The organism is Streptomyces sp. NPDC006463 (assembly GCF_042870715.1).
Classification (GTDB): domain Bacteria; phylum Actinomycetota; class Actinomycetes; order Streptomycetales; family Streptomycetaceae; genus Streptomyces.
Genome location: NZ_JBIAHP010000008.1, coordinates 116,150 through 132,498 on the forward strand (window position 1 = coordinate 116,150; position 16,349 = coordinate 132,498).

Sequence of the window (16,349 nt, forward strand, 5' to 3'; positions counted from 1 at the left end):
TCGTCGCCATCGGAAGGCGTCGCCGACTTCGACTACCTCCTGGACGGGTTCTGCGCCCGGCTGCGCCTGAGCGGGGCGGTCCGGCGGCCCTGCGCGGCCACGTGGAGCGCCGGCCCTTCCCCGCCGAACCCGGCATCTGGCAGCGCCTCGACGCCGGTCGGCGGCAGTCGGACCTGCCGGCCCCGATCCTCCTCGTCCACGACGCGGACGACGACGTGGCCGCCCCCGCGCAGTCCCACGCGATCGCCGACGCCTACGGTTCCCAGGCCCGGCTGATCGAGACGAGCGGCCTCGGTCACCGGCGCATCCTGGCCGACCCGGAAGTCATCACGGCCGCCGTCGAGTTCGCGACCGCGCCCCCGTGGCCCGATGACGCGCACCGACCTGCGGGCAAGCTCGATGCGGCCGAGGAGCGGGGTCAGGAAGGGGAGTTGAAGACGGGCGGCCGGTCCGGGAGCTCCTCCGGAGCGGCCGCCACCGCCCGAAGCCGGTCGAGGATGCCTCGGCCGGCCCGCTCGTACGCCGCCGGGTCCTCGTGCAGGACGGAGTGCGCGTTGGCCAGCTCCATCAGCGCGATCAGCTCGAAGGCGAGCTGGGGAACGTCCGCGGGGTCGAACCCGTCCCGGAGTCCGCCCGCCAGCCGGGCCTCTTCGAGGACCCGCTCGACGTAACGCGTCCAGTCGGAGCGCACCTTGGCGATCTCGTCGCGTACGGGGCCGGGGCGGGCGTCGAACTCCGCGGAGACGCCGTAGAAGAAGCACCCGCCGGGGAAGACGCGGCGCCCGGAGTAGTCGAGCCACAGCTCGCACACCCGCCACACCTTGGCGAGGCCCGCGGGGTCCTCGCGCATGGGCCGGACGACCTGCTCGACGAACACGTCCACCGCGGCGCGGACGGTCGCGAGCTGAAGGTCCTCCTTGGAGCCGAAGAGTGCGAACACGCCGCTCTTGCTCAGGCCGAGGTCCGCGGCGATCTTCCCCAGGGACATGCCTTCGAGGCCGTCCACGGAGGCGATGCCCATCGTCCGGTCGAGAACCGTCCGTCGCGTCTGGTTGCCGCGTTCCACGCGTCCGTCTGCCATCTCCCCACTTTACCGAACGCACGGTCGTTCACTCTGTGGAGCGGGCGCGGGGCCACTGTCAGTGGCGGGTGCCATGCTCGAAGAGGGAGGACAGGGATCGGACAGGACAGGACACGACAGGACACGACAGCGGAAGGGTGCGGACCATGCTCACCACGGACTACAAGGACGGCTCCCCGAACTGGGTGGACCTGGGTACGCCGGACGTCGCCGCCGCCGCGGAGTTCTATGCGGGACTGTTCGGCTGGGACTTCCGGGCTGGTGGCGAGGAGGTCGGGGGGTACGGGATGTTCCACCTCGGCGACAAGACGGTCGCGGGCGGTATGACGGTCCCGGCGGACCAGGGCCCGTGTGCCTGGCAGGTGTACTTCCAGACCTCCGACGTGGACGCGACGGCGGCGGCCGTGGTCAAGGCGGGCGGTTCGGTGACCTTCGAGCCGATGGATGTCCTGGACTACGGCCGGATGGCGATGTTCGCCGATCCGGAGGGAGTGGGCTTCGGCGTATGGCAGCCCAGGAAGAACAGCGGCCTGGGCGCGGTGACGGAGGTGGGCTCCCTGTGCTGGACGGAGCTGTACACGGGCGACGTCGCCCGGGCGGCCGAGTTCTACCGCGCGGTACTCGGCTGGGAGATCGGCGAGACGTTCGAGGGCGGTTCGTACACGATGGCCAAGCCGGCCGGCGCGACGGAGCAGGCCTCCTTCGGTGGTCTGGTCCCGATCTCGTCGGACCCGGTCGAGGACGCCGAACGGCCCTACTGGACGCCGTACTTCGAGGTGGCCGATTGCGATGCGACGGCAGCAAAGGCGGAGGAGTCGGGCGGCAAGGTCCGCCTCACCCCGGTGACCATGGAGGGAGTCGGCCGCTTCGCCAAGCTGGCGGATCCCTTCGGGGCGCGATTCGCGGTCATAGCCAGCCTGCCGCCGACGGGCGGATGACAGGGTGTTGATCGCCCGTTGATCGGACGTCCATCGGCGGCGGTCAGTATCACCGGCATGTCGATGAACACCACCACCACTGCAACTGCTTGGTACGACCTCGCCCTGTGCGCCCAGACGGGGCCGGGCTTCTTCTTCCCCGAGCCCGGCTCTTCGCTGCGTGACGCGAAGCGGCTGTGCGGGGCGTGCGAGGGGCGGGCGGCGTGCCTGGAGTACGCCCTGGCCAATGACGAACGCTTCGGCGTCTGGGGCGGCTTGTCCGAGTCCGAACGCCACGCCCTGCGCTCGCGCCGCAGCTGATCAGGTCCGTGTACCCTTGCCGCTGCGCCGCACCAGCCCCACCCGCAGCGCGAGCTCGAACCCCTCACCGCCGCACTCCTCGCGACGCGGCGTGTGGGGTACGACCCGCACGGGGTAGTGGCCCCCGACGGGCGACACGACCCCACCGAAGCGGGGGTCCCCGGCGAACCAGATCCGGTCGGGGTGAGCGTTGTCCAACTCCGCGAGTGCGACGGGAAACGGGATGATCCGAAACGTGGCGGTGAAGTCCTCCCGGAACGGGATGGCGACGGTCGCGGGGCTTCCCGTCGCCCGCGGAGGGTGCAGGCACGGCCACTCCCGCCACGGGTACGCCTGAAGGATCGCCGCAACGCGGTGACGCCGACAGTACGCGATGGCCACCCAGGGGAGGAGGGGTGCCGCGAGCATGGCGATGAGGGCGAAGCCGGTCCCGGCGTGAGGGATGACGTCGATGCAGGCAAAGGCGATCAGGGGAGGGCCGCCGAGGCTGAGCACCCATCCGGCGCGGCGGACGACCAGCCGCCTGTAGCCGACAGCCGTTGGCGGGTGGTCCCAGGCGACCTTGGTGAGCGCGAGGCTCATTGGAGCAACTCCAGGATGCGTGAGGACCCGGTCGCGGTTGGCGCACTGACGGCAGGGTCGGAAAAGCGGATGGTGTGGGCGACCGCTTCGAGGATGTCTGTGTAAGCGTCGGCGTGCTGGACGGATGTGCTGGTCAAGTCGAGGATGAGCAAGTGAAACCCGTCCGGGTGCACGGTCGCGACTTTGGCTTGAAAGAGTCGTTGCTCCACACCGGGCACGGAAATGACCCCGGCGACCAGGCAGCACGGGAGCGCCGACGCCAGGTCGATGAACCTCCGGACGGAACTGGTCCACAGGGTGGATCGTGCGATGGCCAGAGCCGTTCGTGCCACGGTTAGCCGGGAGTTGGTCTGCTCGGCAGGCCGGGTGGTCAGAGAGAACAGCGAAGTGGCGACGCCGCCCGGCCCCTCGGGGTGAAAGCCGAAAGACGTGTGCACGATGTCATGCCCTGAGAGCTCCTCAAGCCCATCCATGAGCTGGGCCAGTTCCTGCTGTGCAGCAGGACTGTTCAGGGCCTCAGCGAACGAGTTCAGTGACGCCCTGTCGTCCGGGCCGATGTCGTGAAAGCCGGGAGGCAGGCGAAACCAGACCGGCGGGACGTTGCTCCGGTGCGTCACGGCGTCAGTACCGACCAGACGCGGCTCGACTTCTTGACGGCTGAGGGAGCATCGTCCAGCACCCCTCGGGCACCGTCAACGGCCGTCGAGCCGTGTTCGAGTGCTTCGTTCTCCGGGGCGTAGTCGACCCCGGCGGTCACGGCGCCCGCACCTGCCACGGCCACGCCCACCCGGTCCCTGGTCGCTTGAGTCGATGATCGCAGTGCCCATCCCGTGAGGGGGCTCTCCACCTGCCGCACGTCTTCGGCGGTGGTCCACGCCGCTTGCCTGAACGCGGTGGTGCCCGGGGCGAGCCCCGCCAATGCGCTGCTCTCAGGGGCGGCGGCCATTGCCGCGCGGGCGGCCGCCGTGCCGGCCTTGGCCCCGGAGGCGACGGCCGCGAGGCCCGGCACCGTGCCGGCCGCGTCGCCGATCAGGGTCACACTGCTCTTCCAGAAGTCGGCATCGAACTCGCCCTTCGTGAAGCCGTCCGTCAGGGACTTCCGGAATTTCGGATCCGCAGTGTGCGTCGCAAGGGCCGCCAGGGACAGTCCGCTCCCGACAAGCATGATTGCGAGTCCGACCGGTGGGCAGGCGAGAGCCACCAATGCACCGACGAAGCCCAGGACTGCCGACGCGTTCGACAAGGCGTCGCCCGGGTCGTCGACGATCTTGTGCCAGATCGAGGACAGCAGGCCCGGTTCCTTCGGGGCCAGGCGGTCCGACGCCGTGTTCAGCGTCTGCGCCACCCGGCGGGCCGCCGTCGCGTGCTCGCCGGCGAGCTCGCGGGCCAGGCGGCGGGCGTCGGCCAGGGCTTCGGGGGACTTCGCGGCGGCCGCCTGGGCCTCGTACCGGGCCGCCAGGGCGCGGTGGTCCACCAGCGTCTCGTGCCAGCCCGTGAGCCGCTTCGCGGCCTCGGCGAGGGAGGTGTGGGCCGAGCCCAGGTAGCGCGGGAGGTCCTGCGAGAGGGAGGCGCGGAAGGCGGTCGCGGCCTCGCCGTGCCAGTCCGAACTGTGCGAGACCAGCGCCTTCACCACGCGCGAGGCCTCGCCGAGGGAGGCCGCCGACGCGGAGAGTTTCCTGGTCAGGGCCAGGACCGCCGCCGGATTCCCGGGGGCCGGGTCGAAGCCGAGGGCGGCGTGGTCAGTCATGCGTGGCCGCCGCCCGGCGGAAGGCCGCGCGGATGGCCTCCTCCAGTTCCGCGAACTCCGCGGCGCTGCGGTCCACGCCGTCCCGCACGGCCTTGACGCGCTTGGTCAGCTCCCGCGCGCCGAAGGCCCATCTCTTCTGGAAGCCGTCACACGCCGCGTCCAGGTCCGCCGTGCCCAGCTCGTCGGCCCGTACGTGGTCCAGCGCGCGCCGGGCGTCCCGCAGGGAGACCAGCGAGGAATCCAGAGCACGGGTCAGACGGGTCAGCTGGTCGATGTCCACCTGGAGCGAGGTCATGACGCGAAACCCTGGCAGAGCACGGCTCTGCCAGGGCAATCGGCATCACTCGCCCGAGCGAGCGGGAATCGGTCAGGCCTTGCGGGCCGCGAGACGCGCCGCGCGGGCGGCCAGGCGCTCGTCGAACTTGCGGGCCTCGGCGTCCAGACCGTTCATGAAGAGGCCGAGCTCCTCCTGGGCCTTCTGGCCCTCCGGGCCCAGGCCGTCGATGTCCATGATCTTCAGGAAGCGGATCACGGGGCTCAGCACGTCGTCGTGGTGGATCCGCAGGTTGTAGACCCCGCCGATCGCCATCTGCGCGGCCATCCGCTCGAAGCCGGGCATGCCGTGTCCGGGCATCCGGAAGTTGACGACGACGTCCCGTACGGCCTGCATGGTCAGGTCCGGGGCGAGCTCGAAGGCCGCGCCCAGCAGGTTGCGGTAGAAGACCATGTGCAGGTTCTCGTCCTGCGCGATGCGGGCCAGCATCCGGTCGCAGACCGGGTCACCGGACTGGTGGCCGGTGTTGCGGTGCGAGATGCGGGTGGCGAGCTCCTGGAAGGCGACGTACGCCACCGAGTGGAGCATGGAGTGGCGGTTGTCGGACTCGAACCCCTCCGACATGTGCTGCATCCGGAACGCTTCCAGCTTGTCCGGGTCCACGGCGCGCGAGGCCAGCAGGTAGTCGCGCATCACGATGCCGTGGCGGCCTTCCTCGGCCGTCCAGCGGTGCACCCAGGTGCCCCAGGCGCCGTTGCGGCCGAAGAGCGAGGCGATCTCGTGGTGGTAGCTGGGGAGGTTGTCCTCGGTCAGCAGGTTCACGACCAGCGCGATCTTGCCGATGTCGGTGACCTTGGACTGCTGCGGGTCCCAGGCCTCGCCGTCCTCGAAGAATCCCGGGAAGTTCCGGCCGTCGCTCCACGGGACGTACTCGTGGGGCATCCAGTCCTTGGTGACCTTCAGATGGCGGTTGAGTTCCTTCTCGACCACCTCTTCCAGCGCGAACAGCAGCTTGGCGTCCGTCCACGCCTCCGAGCTGCCGAGGTGGGGAGAGGTGATCGTCACGGGTACTCCTGGGTGCAAAGCGAATTACCTACGGTTCCGTAGCCTACGGAGTCGTAGGTTAAGCGCGACATTAAGACCCAGCCAAGCCCCACCCCTGCCTATGTCCGGTTACGTCCGGTTATCTGTGCAGTTTGGGGAGCGTTCGAGCGTGAATCGACGAGCCAAAGTCACGCCGGCAGGTGGTCCGCGGCTCCCGCCTTGACGGCGGAGACCGGCGTGCGCCCTGCCCTCGGCGTCACGGCCGAAGGGGAAGCGATGGCGCGGACGCGATCGCGCGAGGCCGCGGCCGGCAGCGCCGGCGGGCGCAGCCGCTCCAGTGGCCCGCGGTGCCGAAGCGGCTTCAGTGCGAGTCCGCGGCATCGAGCCGTGGAGCTGCCCCGTCGGCCTATCGCTCCGCGGCGTACGCGAAGGACTGCCCGCCCCGCCCGGGAAGCCGCCGCGGCGGACACCGCCCGAGGCGCTGAAGCCGAGCTGCCCTACAGGCCTGCCGGGTGCCGCCCACTGCGGGGGTGCCGCCCACTGCGCGGGCGGTGCGCACTGTGCGGGCGGTGCGCACTGTGCGGGCGGTGCCCACTGCGCGGGTAGCGCCCACTGCGCGGGTGCCGCCCACTGCGCGGGTAGCGCGCACTGTGCGGGCGGTGTCCACTGCGCGGGTAGCGCGCACTGTGCGGGCGGTGTGCACTGCGCGGGTAGCGCGCACTGTGCGGGCGGTGTGCACTGCGCGGGTGCCGCGCACTGTGCGGGCGGTGTCCACTGCGCGGGTAGCGCGCACTGTGCGGGCGGTGTCCACTGCGCGGGTGCCGCGCACTGTGCGGGCGGTGTCCACTGCGCGGGTGCCGCGCACTGTGCGGGCGGTGTCCACTGCGCGGGTGCCGCGCACTGTGCGGGCGGTGCCCACTGCGCGGGTGCCGCCCACTGCGCGGGTGCCGCCCACTGCGCGGGTGCCGCCCACTGCGCGGGCGGTGTCCACTGCGCGGGTACGCGCACTGTGCGGGCGGCGGCCACTGCGTGGGCGGCGGCCACTGTGCGGGCGGTGGCCGCTCCGTCGGCCGGTCCCTGCTCAGTGCGGAAACCGCCGCCCTCGCATCACTCGCACTCGTCGCGCGAAGCACTCCCCGTCAGTGCCACAGCGTCTCCCGGACCTCCTCGGCCGTGGTGGGCCGCAGCTCGCCGTCCAGCAGCAGCCACCGGGTGATGCCGATCGACTCCAGGAACGGCACGTCGTGGCTGGCCACCACGAGCGCTCCCTCGTACGACTCCAGCGCGTCCGTCAACTGCCGCACGCTCGCGAGGTCCAGATTGTTCGTCGGCTCGTCCAGCATGAGCAGCTGCGGAGCGGGCTCCGCCAGCAGCAGCGCCGCCAGCGCCGCGCGGAAGCGCTCGCCGCCGGACAGGGTGCCGGCCGGCCGGTCCGCCCGGCCGCCCCGGAACAGGAAGTGCGCCAGCCGCGCCCGGATCAGGTTGTTCGTGGCCTGCGGGGCGAACCGCGCCACGTTCTCCACCACCGAACGGCTCTCGTCGAGCACGTCCAGCCGCTGCGGCAGGAACCGCGTGGTCACATGGGTGAGGGCCGTGCCGGATTCCGGCGCCAGCAGCCCCGCGACCGTCCGCAACAGCGTGGTCTTGCCCGAGCCGTTGCGGCCCACCAGCGCGACCCGCTCCGGACCGTGCAGCTCCCACTCGCCCCGTACGGCTGCCCCGTGGGCCAGGCGCAGATTGCTCAGGGTCAGTACGCGCCGGCCCGGCGGGACCTGGGTGGCGGGCAGGTCGATCCGGATCGCGTCGTCGTCGCGCACCGCCTCCACCGCGTGGTCCAGCCGTTCCTTGGCCTGGGCCAGCTTCTCGGTGTGCATGATGCGGTGCTTGCCCGCCGATTCCTGCGCCGCCCGCTTGCGGGCGCCCATCACGATCTTCGGCTCGCGCTTGGTGTCGTACATCTTCTGGCCGTAGCGCTTGCGCCGCGCCAATTTGGCCTGGGCTTCGGCGAGTTCGCGCTTCTGTCGCTGTACGTCGGCCTCCGCGACCCGGACCATCCGTTCGGCCGCGTCCTGTTCGGCGGCGAGCAACTCCTCGTAGTCCGTGAAGTTCCCGCCGTACCAGCGGACTTCGCCGTCGCGCAGATCGGCGATCTGGTCGACCCGCTCCAGCAGCTCCCGGTCGTGGCTGACCAGGACCATCACTCCGGTCCACGACTCGACCGCCGCGTACAGGCGGCCCCGGGCCTGCAGGTCCAGGTTGTTGGTGGGCTCGTCCAGCAGCAGGACGTCGGGGCGCGCGAGCAGCAGGGCGGCCAGCCGCAGCAGTACGCACTCGCCGCCCGAGAGTTCGCCGACGGTCCGGTCCAGGCCGATGCGGACGAGACCGAGCTGGTCGAGGGTGGCCCGCGCCCGCTCCTCGACGTCCCAGTCGTCCCCCACGGCGGCGAAGTTCGCCTCCGTGGCCTCCCCCGCCTCGATGGCGTGCAGGGCGGTCCGGACGGTCCGGATGCCGAGGGCCTCGTCCACGCGCAGCGCGGTGTCGAGGGTGATGTTCTGGGGGAGGTATCCGACGCTGCCCGCGACGGACAACTGGCCCTCGGAAGGGGTCAGTTCACCGGCGATGAGCTTCAGCAGGGTGGACTTCCCGCAGCCGTTGAGCCCGATCAGGCCGGTACGGCCGGGGCCGACGGCGAGCTGGAACCCGTCGAAGACGGAGGTTCCGTCGGGCCAGTCGAAGGAGAGCGCGGAGCAGGTGACATAGGCAGGGGCGTGACTCATGGAGGCCTCCAGGTTGCGTGAGTGGTGAATGCAACGCGGGGAGACAGTCGACGCTCAGATGGTGTGTCGCTGTCTCGAACCTCAGACGAGCAATGTCCTGCTCCGTTTCGGCGGCAATGGGGCGATCACGAAGCTACGGGCGGCCGCGGCCGCCCGCAAACGAATTAAGGGACCGGTGGCTCAGCAGGTGTCGCGCATCAGCTCGGCCAGACTGTGGTCCATGTCGAGGTAGAGGTGCTCCAGGCCCGGTGGAACCACGGCCCGGGACCGCTCCAGGAACCGGTGCAGCTCCGCCGTCGCCATGAGCACGATCGCCACGCCCTCGGGCGCGTGGAACTCGATCGTGGTCCGGTCGGCGTCGTACGGGCGCACGCGCACGTCGCCGCCGCCCGACGGGCAGTCCAGTCCGGATTCCAGCAGCTCGCGCGCGAAGGTCCAGGAGACCTCGATGCCCTCCAGGGTGGCCGGGGCGGGGAAGGCCATGCGCACGGCGAAAGGATCCGCTCGGTCGTAACAGAGGGTGACGGGAATGATCTCGACCTTCGGCGCGGTGGCGACCAGACGGGCCTGTACGGCCTGCTCGATGACAGTGATCAAGGCTCACTCCCTTGCGGCGGATCTGCTGCCGGGCTGTGGGGTGAAACCCGGCAACCCGATAGACGCCGGAATCGGCAAATCCGTGCATGGGAGGTGACGTGAGCTGTGTCACCGATTGGCCGGAACCTGCCTGTGTGATCGCACAGAGTGACCATCAGGGAGGCGTGACGGCGGGAAGATCAGTCGGAGTGGCAGGTTCCGGAGAGGTCGCAGAAGGGCTGGTTACCGCTCACTCCACAGGCGCAAAGCATGGCCCGGGTCTCCCTGCGGACGGTGCCGTCCGGACTCGTCACACTCAGGTCGCCGCGCAGCACGAGCCGGCCGGCGGGGTCGCGCACGACGGTGGTCGGCCGGTCCGGCTCCTCGGTCGGGCCGTCCGCGAGCCGGTACTGGAGCGCCCCCGAGGGGCAGCGCCGGATCACCTCGGCGACCCGCTCGGGACCGGCGCCGTCCGGCTGGACCCAGGGGCGACTGCCCGAGTCGAACACCTCGGGCAGTCCTCGCACGCACTCGGCGGCGTGCAGGCAGCGGCCGGTCTCGTAGGTGACGGTGACGAGCTTGCCGTCGTAGGCCTTGGGCTCTTTGGAGGGCATGGGCCCAATCTAGGAAGACGGGGGCCGCGACGCACCCTGGACGGCGAATCGGGGGGTGCGTTAGCTTCCGGCGCCATGAGACTTCTGGGAGTTGGCATGTGCGCGGCGGTTTTGGCGGTGGGGCTGCTGGCGGCGCCCGCTCAGGCATCCGCCGGTTCGTCCGCCGGGTCGTCCGCCGGTTCGTCCGGCGGGGCGTCCGCGGGCGCGGAGTCGGCGGAGGCGGAACTGCACGGTGCGCGATGGGCGTTGAAGGACACCGGGAAGGACGTCCGCTTCCGGGGACTGTCGGCCGTCAGCCGGACCACGGCCTGGGTGGCCGGCTCCAAGGGAACCGTCCTGCGCACGGTCGACGGCGGCCGCACCTGGGGCGACGTCTCGCCGCCGGGCGCGGCCGCGGAAGGGCTGGAGCTGCGCGACATCGAGGCCTTCGACGCGCGGCGCGCCGTCGCCCTGTCGATCGGTGAGGGCGAGGCCTCCAGGGTGCTGCGCACCGAGGACGGCGGCGCCACCTGGACCGAGGCCTTCCGCAACCCCGACCCGCGCGCCTTCTACGACTGCCTCACCTTCTTCGACTCCCGGCACGGGCTGGCGATGAGCGACCCGGTGGACGGGCGCTTCCGCATCCTGTCGACCGACGACGGCGGGCGGAGCTGGCGGGTGCTGCCGGGCGAGGGCATGCCGGCGGCGCTGCCGGGCGAGGCGGGCTTCGCGGCGAGCGGCCAGTGCCTGGTCAGCGCGGGCCCGCGCGACGTCTGGCTGGCCACGGGCGGCGGGGCGACCGCGCGGGTGCTGCACTCCGCGGACCGCGGCCTGACCTGGCGGGCCACCGAGTCCACCGTCCCCGCGGGCGACCCGGCGCGGGGCGTCTTCGCCCTCGCCTTCCGGGACCGTACGAGGGGCCTCGCGGTCGGCGGCGACTACCGCGCCGGGCAGGCCTCCCCGCAGGCCGCGGCCGTCTCCTCCGACGGGGGCCGCAGCTGGCGCCAGGCGGCGGCCCCGCCGCCGGCCTACCGCTCCGGCGCGGCCTGGTACCCGTACAGCGGCGGCACCGCGCTGGCGGTGGGTCCGACGGGCACGGACGTGACCGTGGACGGCGGCCGCAGCTGGCGGCCGCTGGACGCCGGGTCGTTCGACACGGTCGACTGCGCCGCGGACACCGGCTGCTGGGCGTCGGGGGAGAAGGGGCGGGTGGCCCGGCTGGAGCGCCGCTGATCAGGCAGTCGCGGTGAACCTGTCCATGCCCGGGTAGCGGCCGGAGGTGAAGCCCGCCGCCCGGTAGACCGGTTCGCCGTCCTCGCTGGCGTGCAGCTGGACGTAGCCGATGCCGATGCTCTCCAGCCAGCCGACCAGGCCGTCGACGATCGCCCGCCCGTGGCCGCGTCCCCGGGCGGGCCCGTCGGTGACGATGCCGTCGAGGTAACCGCGCCTGCCGTCGGTCCATCGGGGGCTCGGCAGGTGGTACGTCACCCAGGCCATCCCGGTGGCCAGCAGCGGCTCACCGGGGGCGCCGCCCACGACCAGGCAGCGCATGCCGGGGTGCTCGCCGACCCGCTCGGCGAACCAGTCGTACGCGGTCTGCCGCCAGGCGGCGTCGGCCGGCCCCGGGTCCACCCCCAGGGAGGCGAGGGCGACGGCGCGCAGCCGGATCAACTCGGGTATGTCCTCTGGGGCCGCGAGCCGCGGGCGGACGGGGGCGGTCATGTCTGTCTCCCTTGGCGGACGGTGGGCGACGGCTTCGGGGGCCGGGGCCTCACGCCACCGGGTTCTCGCGTACCGTCGCGAGGTCCGCCGACGTCTTCGTCGCGATGAACTCCGTGATGCGGTAGGAGCAGACGCCCGCCAAGGTGAAGGGGTCCTCGGAAGCGATCTTCTCGATCTCCGCCCGGGAGACCCCGCCGGCCAGGATCACGCCGCCGTCGCGCGGCACCTTGCGGCCCGACGCGAGGAAGACGCCCGAGGCGTAGTGGCCGTCCAGCCAGGCGACGTGGGCGTCCATCTCGTCTTCGACGGCTTCGATGGGCGCGATGTAGGTGAGCTCCATGACGAACATGATCGCCAGGCTACTCTCGCTCCATCATGACGAGTACGAAGACCCCCGCCGACGAGGCCGAGGCCCGGGCGATACAGGACGAACTACGCCATCAGGTCGTGCTCACCGAGCCCGGCCCGCCGCCCGGCCGCGGGCTGGTCGCGGGAGTGGACGTCGCCTACGACGACGAACGCGACCTCGTCGCCGCCGCGGCTGTGGTGCTCGACGCCGCCACCCTGGAGGTCGTCGAGGAGGCCACCGCCGTCGGGCACGTCAGCTTCCCCTACGTGCCCGGGCTGCTCGCCTTCCGTGAACTGCCGACCGTACTGGCCGCCCTGGACTCCCTGACCGCCGCGCCCGACCTCGTCGTCTGCGACGGCTACGGGCTCGCCCACCCCCGCGGCTTCGGCCTCGCCTGCCACCTCGGCGTGGTCACCGGGCTCCCGGCCATCGGGGTCGCCAAGAACCCGTTCACCTTCACCTACGAGGAACCGGGTGCCCGGCGCGGCGACTTCGCCCCGCTGGTCGCCGCCGACGGCGCCGAGGTCGGCCGGGCGCTGCGGACCCAGGACGGGATCAAGCCGGTCTACGTGTCCGTCGGGCACCGCGTCTCGCTGGACAACGCCTGCGCACACGCCCTCGCCCTCAGCCCCCGCTTCCGGATCCCCGAGACCACCCGGCACGCCGACTCCCTGTGCCGCCGCGCCCTGCGCGAGGCGACGGCGTGACCGGGTGACCGGGTGACGGGCTGACGGGTGGCCCCGGGGATGCGTCAGCGGGCGTCCACCACCCGGAAGTTGATCCCGGCCTTCTGCAGTCGGGTGATCAGCGCGTCGCCCATCGCCACGGCCGTCGTCAGCTGTCCGGCGGCCTTCGGCAGGGAGTCGTAGGCCAGGCAGAGCGCCGACTCCGCCAGCATCTTCGCCGTCTCCCCGTACCCCGGGTCGCCGCCGGCCACCTCGGTGAACACCCGCCGGCCGCCGCCCTCGCCCACGAACCGCACCGTGAACCAGCTGCGCGCCCGCCGCTCCGCGTCGGGCCCCTGACCCGGTTCCCAGCGGTTCATCAGCCACCGCCGGACGGGCGGGACCTGGGCCAGGGCCACCGTCGCGCCCAGCGCCGCCGTCCCGCCCACCGCGACCGGGAGGTGCTTGACCGACGCGTAGTGCCGGTAGCGGAAGTCCGGGCCGTACCGCTCCAGGGCGGCGGCCGACCGGGCCACGATCGCCGGGTCCAGCGTGGGCAGCGGCAGCGCCCAGGTACCGGTCTCCCGGCTGAACCGCGGCGGCCCCACCGGTCCCCGTGCCCGTCGCCCCAGCAGCCGGGGCTCGTGCAGTCGGCGGGCGTGCGCGGCCGCCAGGGTCTGCGGCCCGCGGCTCAGGGCGGTCAGCGCGGAGGCCAGGGTCCCGCCCGAGAACAGCGCGTTGGACCGCATGAACCCGTCGACCGTCAGGGGGACGCCCTCGGGCAGCCGGCCGACCGTGAAGTACGCCCCGAGGTCGGCCGGGATCGAGTCGAAGCCGCAGGCGTGCACGAGCCGCGCCCCGGTCTCCCGGGCCCGCGCGTCGTGTTCGACGTACATCCGGTCCACGAACTCGGGTTCTCCGGTGAGGTCCACGTAGTCCGTGCCCGCCTCCGCGCAGGCGGCGACCAGTTCCGCGCCGTACCAGACGTAGGGGCCCACGGTGGTGGCAAGCACCCGTGTGGACGCGGCCAGTTCGCGTACCGCCGCGGTGTCCGCCGCGTCAGCCCGCAGCAGCGGGAGCCCCGCGCAGTCCGGATCGATCACGGCGAGCCGGTCGCGCAGCCGCTCCAGCTTCGCGAGGTCCCGGCCCGCGAGGGCCCACCGGCAGCCGGCGGGCGCGTGCGCGGCGAGGTACTCGGCGGTCAGCGCCCCCACGAACCCGGTCGCGCCGAAGAGCACGACGTCGTAGGCCCGTTCCGGATGCTCCGCGTCCTGCGGACGGTCCTGCCGAACCTGTGCGTTCATGAAACCGCTCCTCCCAGCTGATGTCGGTGGCCGAGGCTAGCGTGACGCGCAAGCGGAACGGACGGCGCCCCGGGAGCCGGCCCGAATGGGCCGGTCCCGGGGCGCCGTGTCGGACACCTGCAGTCGGGTCAGTTCTTGGCGTAGAAGCCGAAGGTGTCGACGACGAGGTCGGTGGACTGGTAGCCCATGTTCCAGAAGTCGATGACGTTGTTGGTGCCGGAGCTCCCCTGGACCAGGTTGGGGACGGTCTTGCCCGGGGTCCAGTTGAGGTTGGAGGAGTTCGGCGGGGTTGGCCAGGTCTCCCAGCCGCCCTCGTAGGCGCTCCAGGAGTTCGGGTCCGGGGAGACGGTGAGGAAACCGGTGCCCGCGGTGTTGGTGACGGTGGCGTTGAGGACGAGAGCGGTGACGTTCGGGTCGCCGCCGCCGACACGGCCGTAGATGTAGCCGCGGCCCCCCAGCGGACCGTCCCACTCGCGGGTGTCGAACCAGCGGTTGGGGAAGGAGCGGATGAGCGCGCTCTGGCTCTCGGGGCTGTAGTAGCCGACGACGTCGACCACCACGTGGGTGCCGGCCCAGGCGCCGTTGCGGATGCTGATCTTGCCGTCCGGACCGATCGGGACGATCACCGAGTTGGCGATGGTCTGGCCCGCCGTGAAGTTCAGGTTCGACGCGGTCGGGGCCTGGCTGCCGGAGGGGTAGACGTTCAGGTGCCCGTCCGACTTCGGCTCGGTGACGGTCACGTTGAGCGCGACGGCCTTCGCGGTCGACGGGACGCCGGCGCGACCGGTGATCTGGGTGCTGAAGGTGCCGTAGCCCGCGACCTGGCCCTGGCCCGTGCCGAGGCCCTCGCGGGTGTCGACGACGCGGCTCGGGTCGACCGAGGTGTAGCCGCTGGCCGCGGTCTTGGAGAAGTAGCCCGTGACGTCGGCGATGAGGTCGACGGCACCGTCGCCGTGGTTGTAGATGTCCACGTAGCCGTTCTCGCCGACCGACGCGAGCACCAGGTTCGGGACGGTCTGCCCCGGGGTGTAGTTGACGTTCGAGGTGGTCGGCAGGTCGCCGCCCTCCGCGTACACGCGGACGTGTCCGGCCTTCGTGGGGTTGGTGACGGTGACGTTGAGGGCCACCGCGGTCACACCGGCCGGGATCTGCGCGGCGCCGGCGACCTTGACGCGGGCGGTGCCGTAGGCGGGCACCTTGGTCGCGGCCCCGCCGGTGCGGGTGTCGAGCAGACGGGTCGGGGCGTGCGGGGTGAACTCGTTGCCCGCGGTGCGGACGACGATCTCGTTGGTGCCCCGGAGGGTGGTGCCCTCGATGAGGCTGACCTTGACGGTGTAGACACCGGCGTGGGCGTAGCTGTGGTCCAGCGTCTGGGCGGTCGGGTAGGCCGGCGTCGACGACGTCTGGCCGTCGCCCCACTCGATGACCGAACTGATCGAGGCGTTCGGGTCGGTGGTGAACGTCATGTCCAGCTTGATCGCGTGGGCGCTGGTGGCCCCGGCCTTGAGGTCGACCGTCGGGTCGACGGTGGCCGTTCCCTCGGTCTGCGGAGCGGCCTGCTTGCTGCCCTTGGCAGCCGGGTGGACCGTCTTGGACGCCGGGCTGGAGAAGGTTTCGGCGCCGTACGCCTTGGCCTTGGCCTCGGTCAGGTCGAGGTCGGGAACGGCGACCCCCTGGCTGCCCGTCCCCTTGGCCCCGCCCGGGCCCGTCGCGTTTGCGACACCCGGGACGAGACCGACGCCGGCCGCGACGATGGCGGCAGCGGAAAGCATGAGTCGGCGATTGCGCACCGGCCCCCCCATTTTCTGTTAACGCTTGAACAGGTTCGAAAGCTCGCCCAGAGTACACAGACTCCGGGCAGATGATCAGTGGATATGTGTGGCTGGAAACAGCAGTTCCCCGGCGCATGCGGCGCCCCGCCCGGCTGGTGCGGTCTTGCCCCGAATGTCCCACCGGGCTCCGCTAGCGTGTGGAGACGATCGACTGGAGGCGCCGATGAAGTCCGCAGTGCGCAAGTGGGAGGCGGTACGGGAATTCGCCCGCGGGTTGCCGGAGGCCGCGGAGGACCACCCGTGGGGTCCCGAGGACTGCGTGGTGAAGGTCAACAAGAAGATCTTCGTCTTCCTGGGGAACGCCGACGGACCGCAGCCGCCCGGCCTGTCCGTCAAGCTCAAGGACGAGGCGCTGCACGGGCACGCGATGGCCGCGCCCGGCGCGGAGCCCACCGGATACGGCCTGGGCCGGTCCGGCTGGGTCTCCGTTCCGCTGGGGGAGAAGGGGGCGCCCTCCGTGCAGGTGCTGTGCGAGTGGGTGGAGGAGAGCTACCGCACCGTGGCGCTCAAGCGGCACGTCACGGAGCTGGACGCCCGGATCCAGGCAAATGGCTAAGCGCTTGCT

Annotated in this window: 19 protein-coding genes; 5 read left to right on the forward strand and 14 right to left on the reverse strand. The window is 71.8% G+C overall.

Annotation, left to right across the window (positions count from 1 at the left end):
* Positions 1 to 32 precede the first annotated feature (32 nt).
* Both ACFYOB_RS16570 and ACFYOB_RS16575 read right to left on the reverse strand, forming a co-directional pair.
* On the reverse strand, positions 33 to 299 hold the full coding sequence (locus tag ACFYOB_RS16570; RefSeq protein ID WP_388560409.1) for a hypothetical protein: 267 nt from the start codon (positions 297 to 299) through the stop codon (positions 33 to 35).
* A gap of 119 nt (positions 300 to 418) precedes the next feature.
* A complete protein-coding gene (locus ACFYOB_RS16575) occupies positions 419 to 1,081 on the reverse strand; it encodes a TetR/AcrR family transcriptional regulator (RefSeq protein ID WP_388560411.1) in 663 nt (220 codons plus the stop codon).
* A 146-nt stretch (positions 1,082 to 1,227) separates the two neighbouring features.
* Here ACFYOB_RS16575 and ACFYOB_RS16580 point away from each other — a divergent pair, with 146 nt between their 5' ends.
* Both ACFYOB_RS16580 and ACFYOB_RS16585 read left to right on the forward strand, forming a co-directional pair.
* Positions 1,228 to 2,019, forward strand: a complete 792-nt coding sequence (locus ACFYOB_RS16580; protein ID WP_388560413.1) for a VOC family protein — start codon at positions 1,228 to 1,230, stop codon at positions 2,017 to 2,019.
* A 57-nt stretch (positions 2,020 to 2,076) separates the two neighbouring features.
* On the forward strand, positions 2,077 to 2,319 hold the full coding sequence (locus ACFYOB_RS16585; RefSeq protein WP_388560415.1) for a WhiB family transcriptional regulator: 243 nt from the start codon (positions 2,077 to 2,079) through the stop codon (positions 2,317 to 2,319).
* Here the strand turns inward: ACFYOB_RS16585 and ACFYOB_RS16590 are convergent, their stop codons facing one another.
* The 8 genes from ACFYOB_RS16590 to ACFYOB_RS16625 all read right to left on the reverse strand — a co-directional run bounded on the left by ACFYOB_RS16590 (position 2,320) and on the right by ACFYOB_RS16625 (position 9,933).
* On the reverse strand, positions 2,320 to 2,901 hold the full coding sequence (locus ACFYOB_RS16590; RefSeq protein WP_388560417.1) for a hypothetical protein: 582 nt from the start codon (positions 2,899 to 2,901) through the stop codon (positions 2,320 to 2,322). It lies immediately after the preceding gene.
* Entirely contained in the window at positions 2,898 to 3,518 is a 621-nt protein-coding gene (locus ACFYOB_RS16595; protein ID WP_388560419.1) for a hypothetical protein, read from the reverse strand. Before ACFYOB_RS16595 ends, ACFYOB_RS16590 begins: the two co-directional genes overlap by 4 nt.
* A complete protein-coding gene (locus ACFYOB_RS16600) occupies positions 3,515 to 4,648 on the reverse strand; it encodes a hypothetical protein (protein WP_388560421.1) in 1,134 nt (377 codons plus the stop codon). Before ACFYOB_RS16600 ends, ACFYOB_RS16595 begins: the two co-directional genes overlap by 4 nt.
* Positions 4,641 to 4,943, reverse strand: a complete 303-nt coding sequence (locus ACFYOB_RS16605) for a hypothetical protein (protein ID WP_388560423.1) — start codon at positions 4,941 to 4,943, stop codon at positions 4,641 to 4,643. The genes ACFYOB_RS16600 and ACFYOB_RS16605 overlap by 8 nt, the downstream gene beginning before the upstream one ends.
* A gap of 72 nt (positions 4,944 to 5,015) precedes the next feature.
* Positions 5,016 to 5,987 (reverse strand): acyl-ACP desaturase, encoded by a 972-nt coding sequence (locus ACFYOB_RS16610; RefSeq protein ID WP_388560425.1) that lies wholly within the window; start codon positions 5,985 to 5,987, stop codon positions 5,016 to 5,018.
* A 1,118-nt stretch (positions 5,988 to 7,105) separates the two neighbouring features.
* Positions 7,106 to 8,743, reverse strand: coding sequence for an ABC-F family ATP-binding cassette domain-containing protein (locus tag ACFYOB_RS16615; RefSeq protein ID WP_388560427.1), 1,638 nt, complete (start codon positions 8,741 to 8,743; stop codon positions 7,106 to 7,108).
* Positions 8,744 to 8,923: 180 nt separating this feature from the next.
* Positions 8,924 to 9,340 carry an SsgA family sporulation/cell division regulator gene (locus ACFYOB_RS16620; RefSeq protein ID WP_388560429.1) on the reverse strand — a complete coding sequence of 139 codons (417 nt, stop codon included), beginning with the start codon at positions 9,338 to 9,340 and terminating at the stop codon, positions 8,924 to 8,926.
* A gap of 179 nt (positions 9,341 to 9,519) precedes the next feature.
* A complete protein-coding gene (locus tag ACFYOB_RS16625) occupies positions 9,520 to 9,933 on the reverse strand; it encodes a (4Fe-4S)-binding protein (protein WP_388560431.1) in 414 nt (137 codons plus the stop codon).
* A 75-nt stretch (positions 9,934 to 10,008) separates the two neighbouring features.
* On the opposite strand from ACFYOB_RS16625, the gene ACFYOB_RS16630 reads away from it, so the two are divergent.
* Positions 10,009 to 11,145: a WD40/YVTN/BNR-like repeat-containing protein gene (locus ACFYOB_RS16630; RefSeq protein ID WP_388560433.1), complete on the forward strand. Its 1,137-nt coding sequence runs from the start codon at positions 10,009 to 10,011 to the stop codon at positions 11,143 to 11,145.
* Here the strand turns inward: ACFYOB_RS16630 and ACFYOB_RS16635 are convergent, their stop codons facing one another.
* Positions 11,146 to 11,634 carry a GNAT family N-acetyltransferase gene (locus ACFYOB_RS16635; RefSeq protein ID WP_388560435.1) on the reverse strand — a complete coding sequence of 163 codons (489 nt, stop codon included), beginning with the start codon at positions 11,632 to 11,634 and terminating at the stop codon, positions 11,146 to 11,148.
* 49 nt (positions 11,635 to 11,683) lie between these two features.
* Positions 11,684 to 11,983 carry a YciI family protein gene (locus ACFYOB_RS16640; protein WP_388560437.1) on the reverse strand — a complete coding sequence of 100 codons (300 nt, stop codon included), beginning with the start codon at positions 11,981 to 11,983 and terminating at the stop codon, positions 11,684 to 11,686.
* A 26-nt stretch (positions 11,984 to 12,009) separates the two neighbouring features.
* On the opposite strand from ACFYOB_RS16640, the gene ACFYOB_RS16645 reads away from it, so the two are divergent.
* Positions 12,010 to 12,690 carry an endonuclease V gene (locus ACFYOB_RS16645; RefSeq protein WP_388560439.1) on the forward strand — a complete coding sequence of 227 codons (681 nt, stop codon included), beginning with the start codon at positions 12,010 to 12,012 and terminating at the stop codon, positions 12,688 to 12,690.
* 44 nt (positions 12,691 to 12,734) lie between these two features.
* Here ACFYOB_RS16645 and ACFYOB_RS16650 read toward each other — a convergent pair whose 3' ends face one another.
* Complete coding sequence (locus tag ACFYOB_RS16650) at positions 12,735 to 13,952, reverse strand: saccharopine dehydrogenase family protein (protein ID WP_388560441.1); 1,218 nt, start codon at positions 13,950 to 13,952, stop codon at positions 12,735 to 12,737.
* A gap of 128 nt (positions 13,953 to 14,080) precedes the next feature.
* A complete protein-coding gene (locus ACFYOB_RS16655) occupies positions 14,081 to 15,724 on the reverse strand; it encodes a hypothetical protein (protein WP_388560442.1) in 1,644 nt (547 codons plus the stop codon).
* Positions 15,725 to 15,947: 223 nt separating this feature from the next.
* Here ACFYOB_RS16655 and ACFYOB_RS16660 point away from each other — a divergent pair, with 223 nt between their 5' ends.
* Entirely contained in the window at positions 15,948 to 16,340 is a 393-nt protein-coding gene (locus tag ACFYOB_RS16660) for an MmcQ/YjbR family DNA-binding protein (protein WP_388560444.1), read from the forward strand.
* The last annotated feature ends 9 nt before the right edge of the window (positions 16,341 to 16,349 follow it).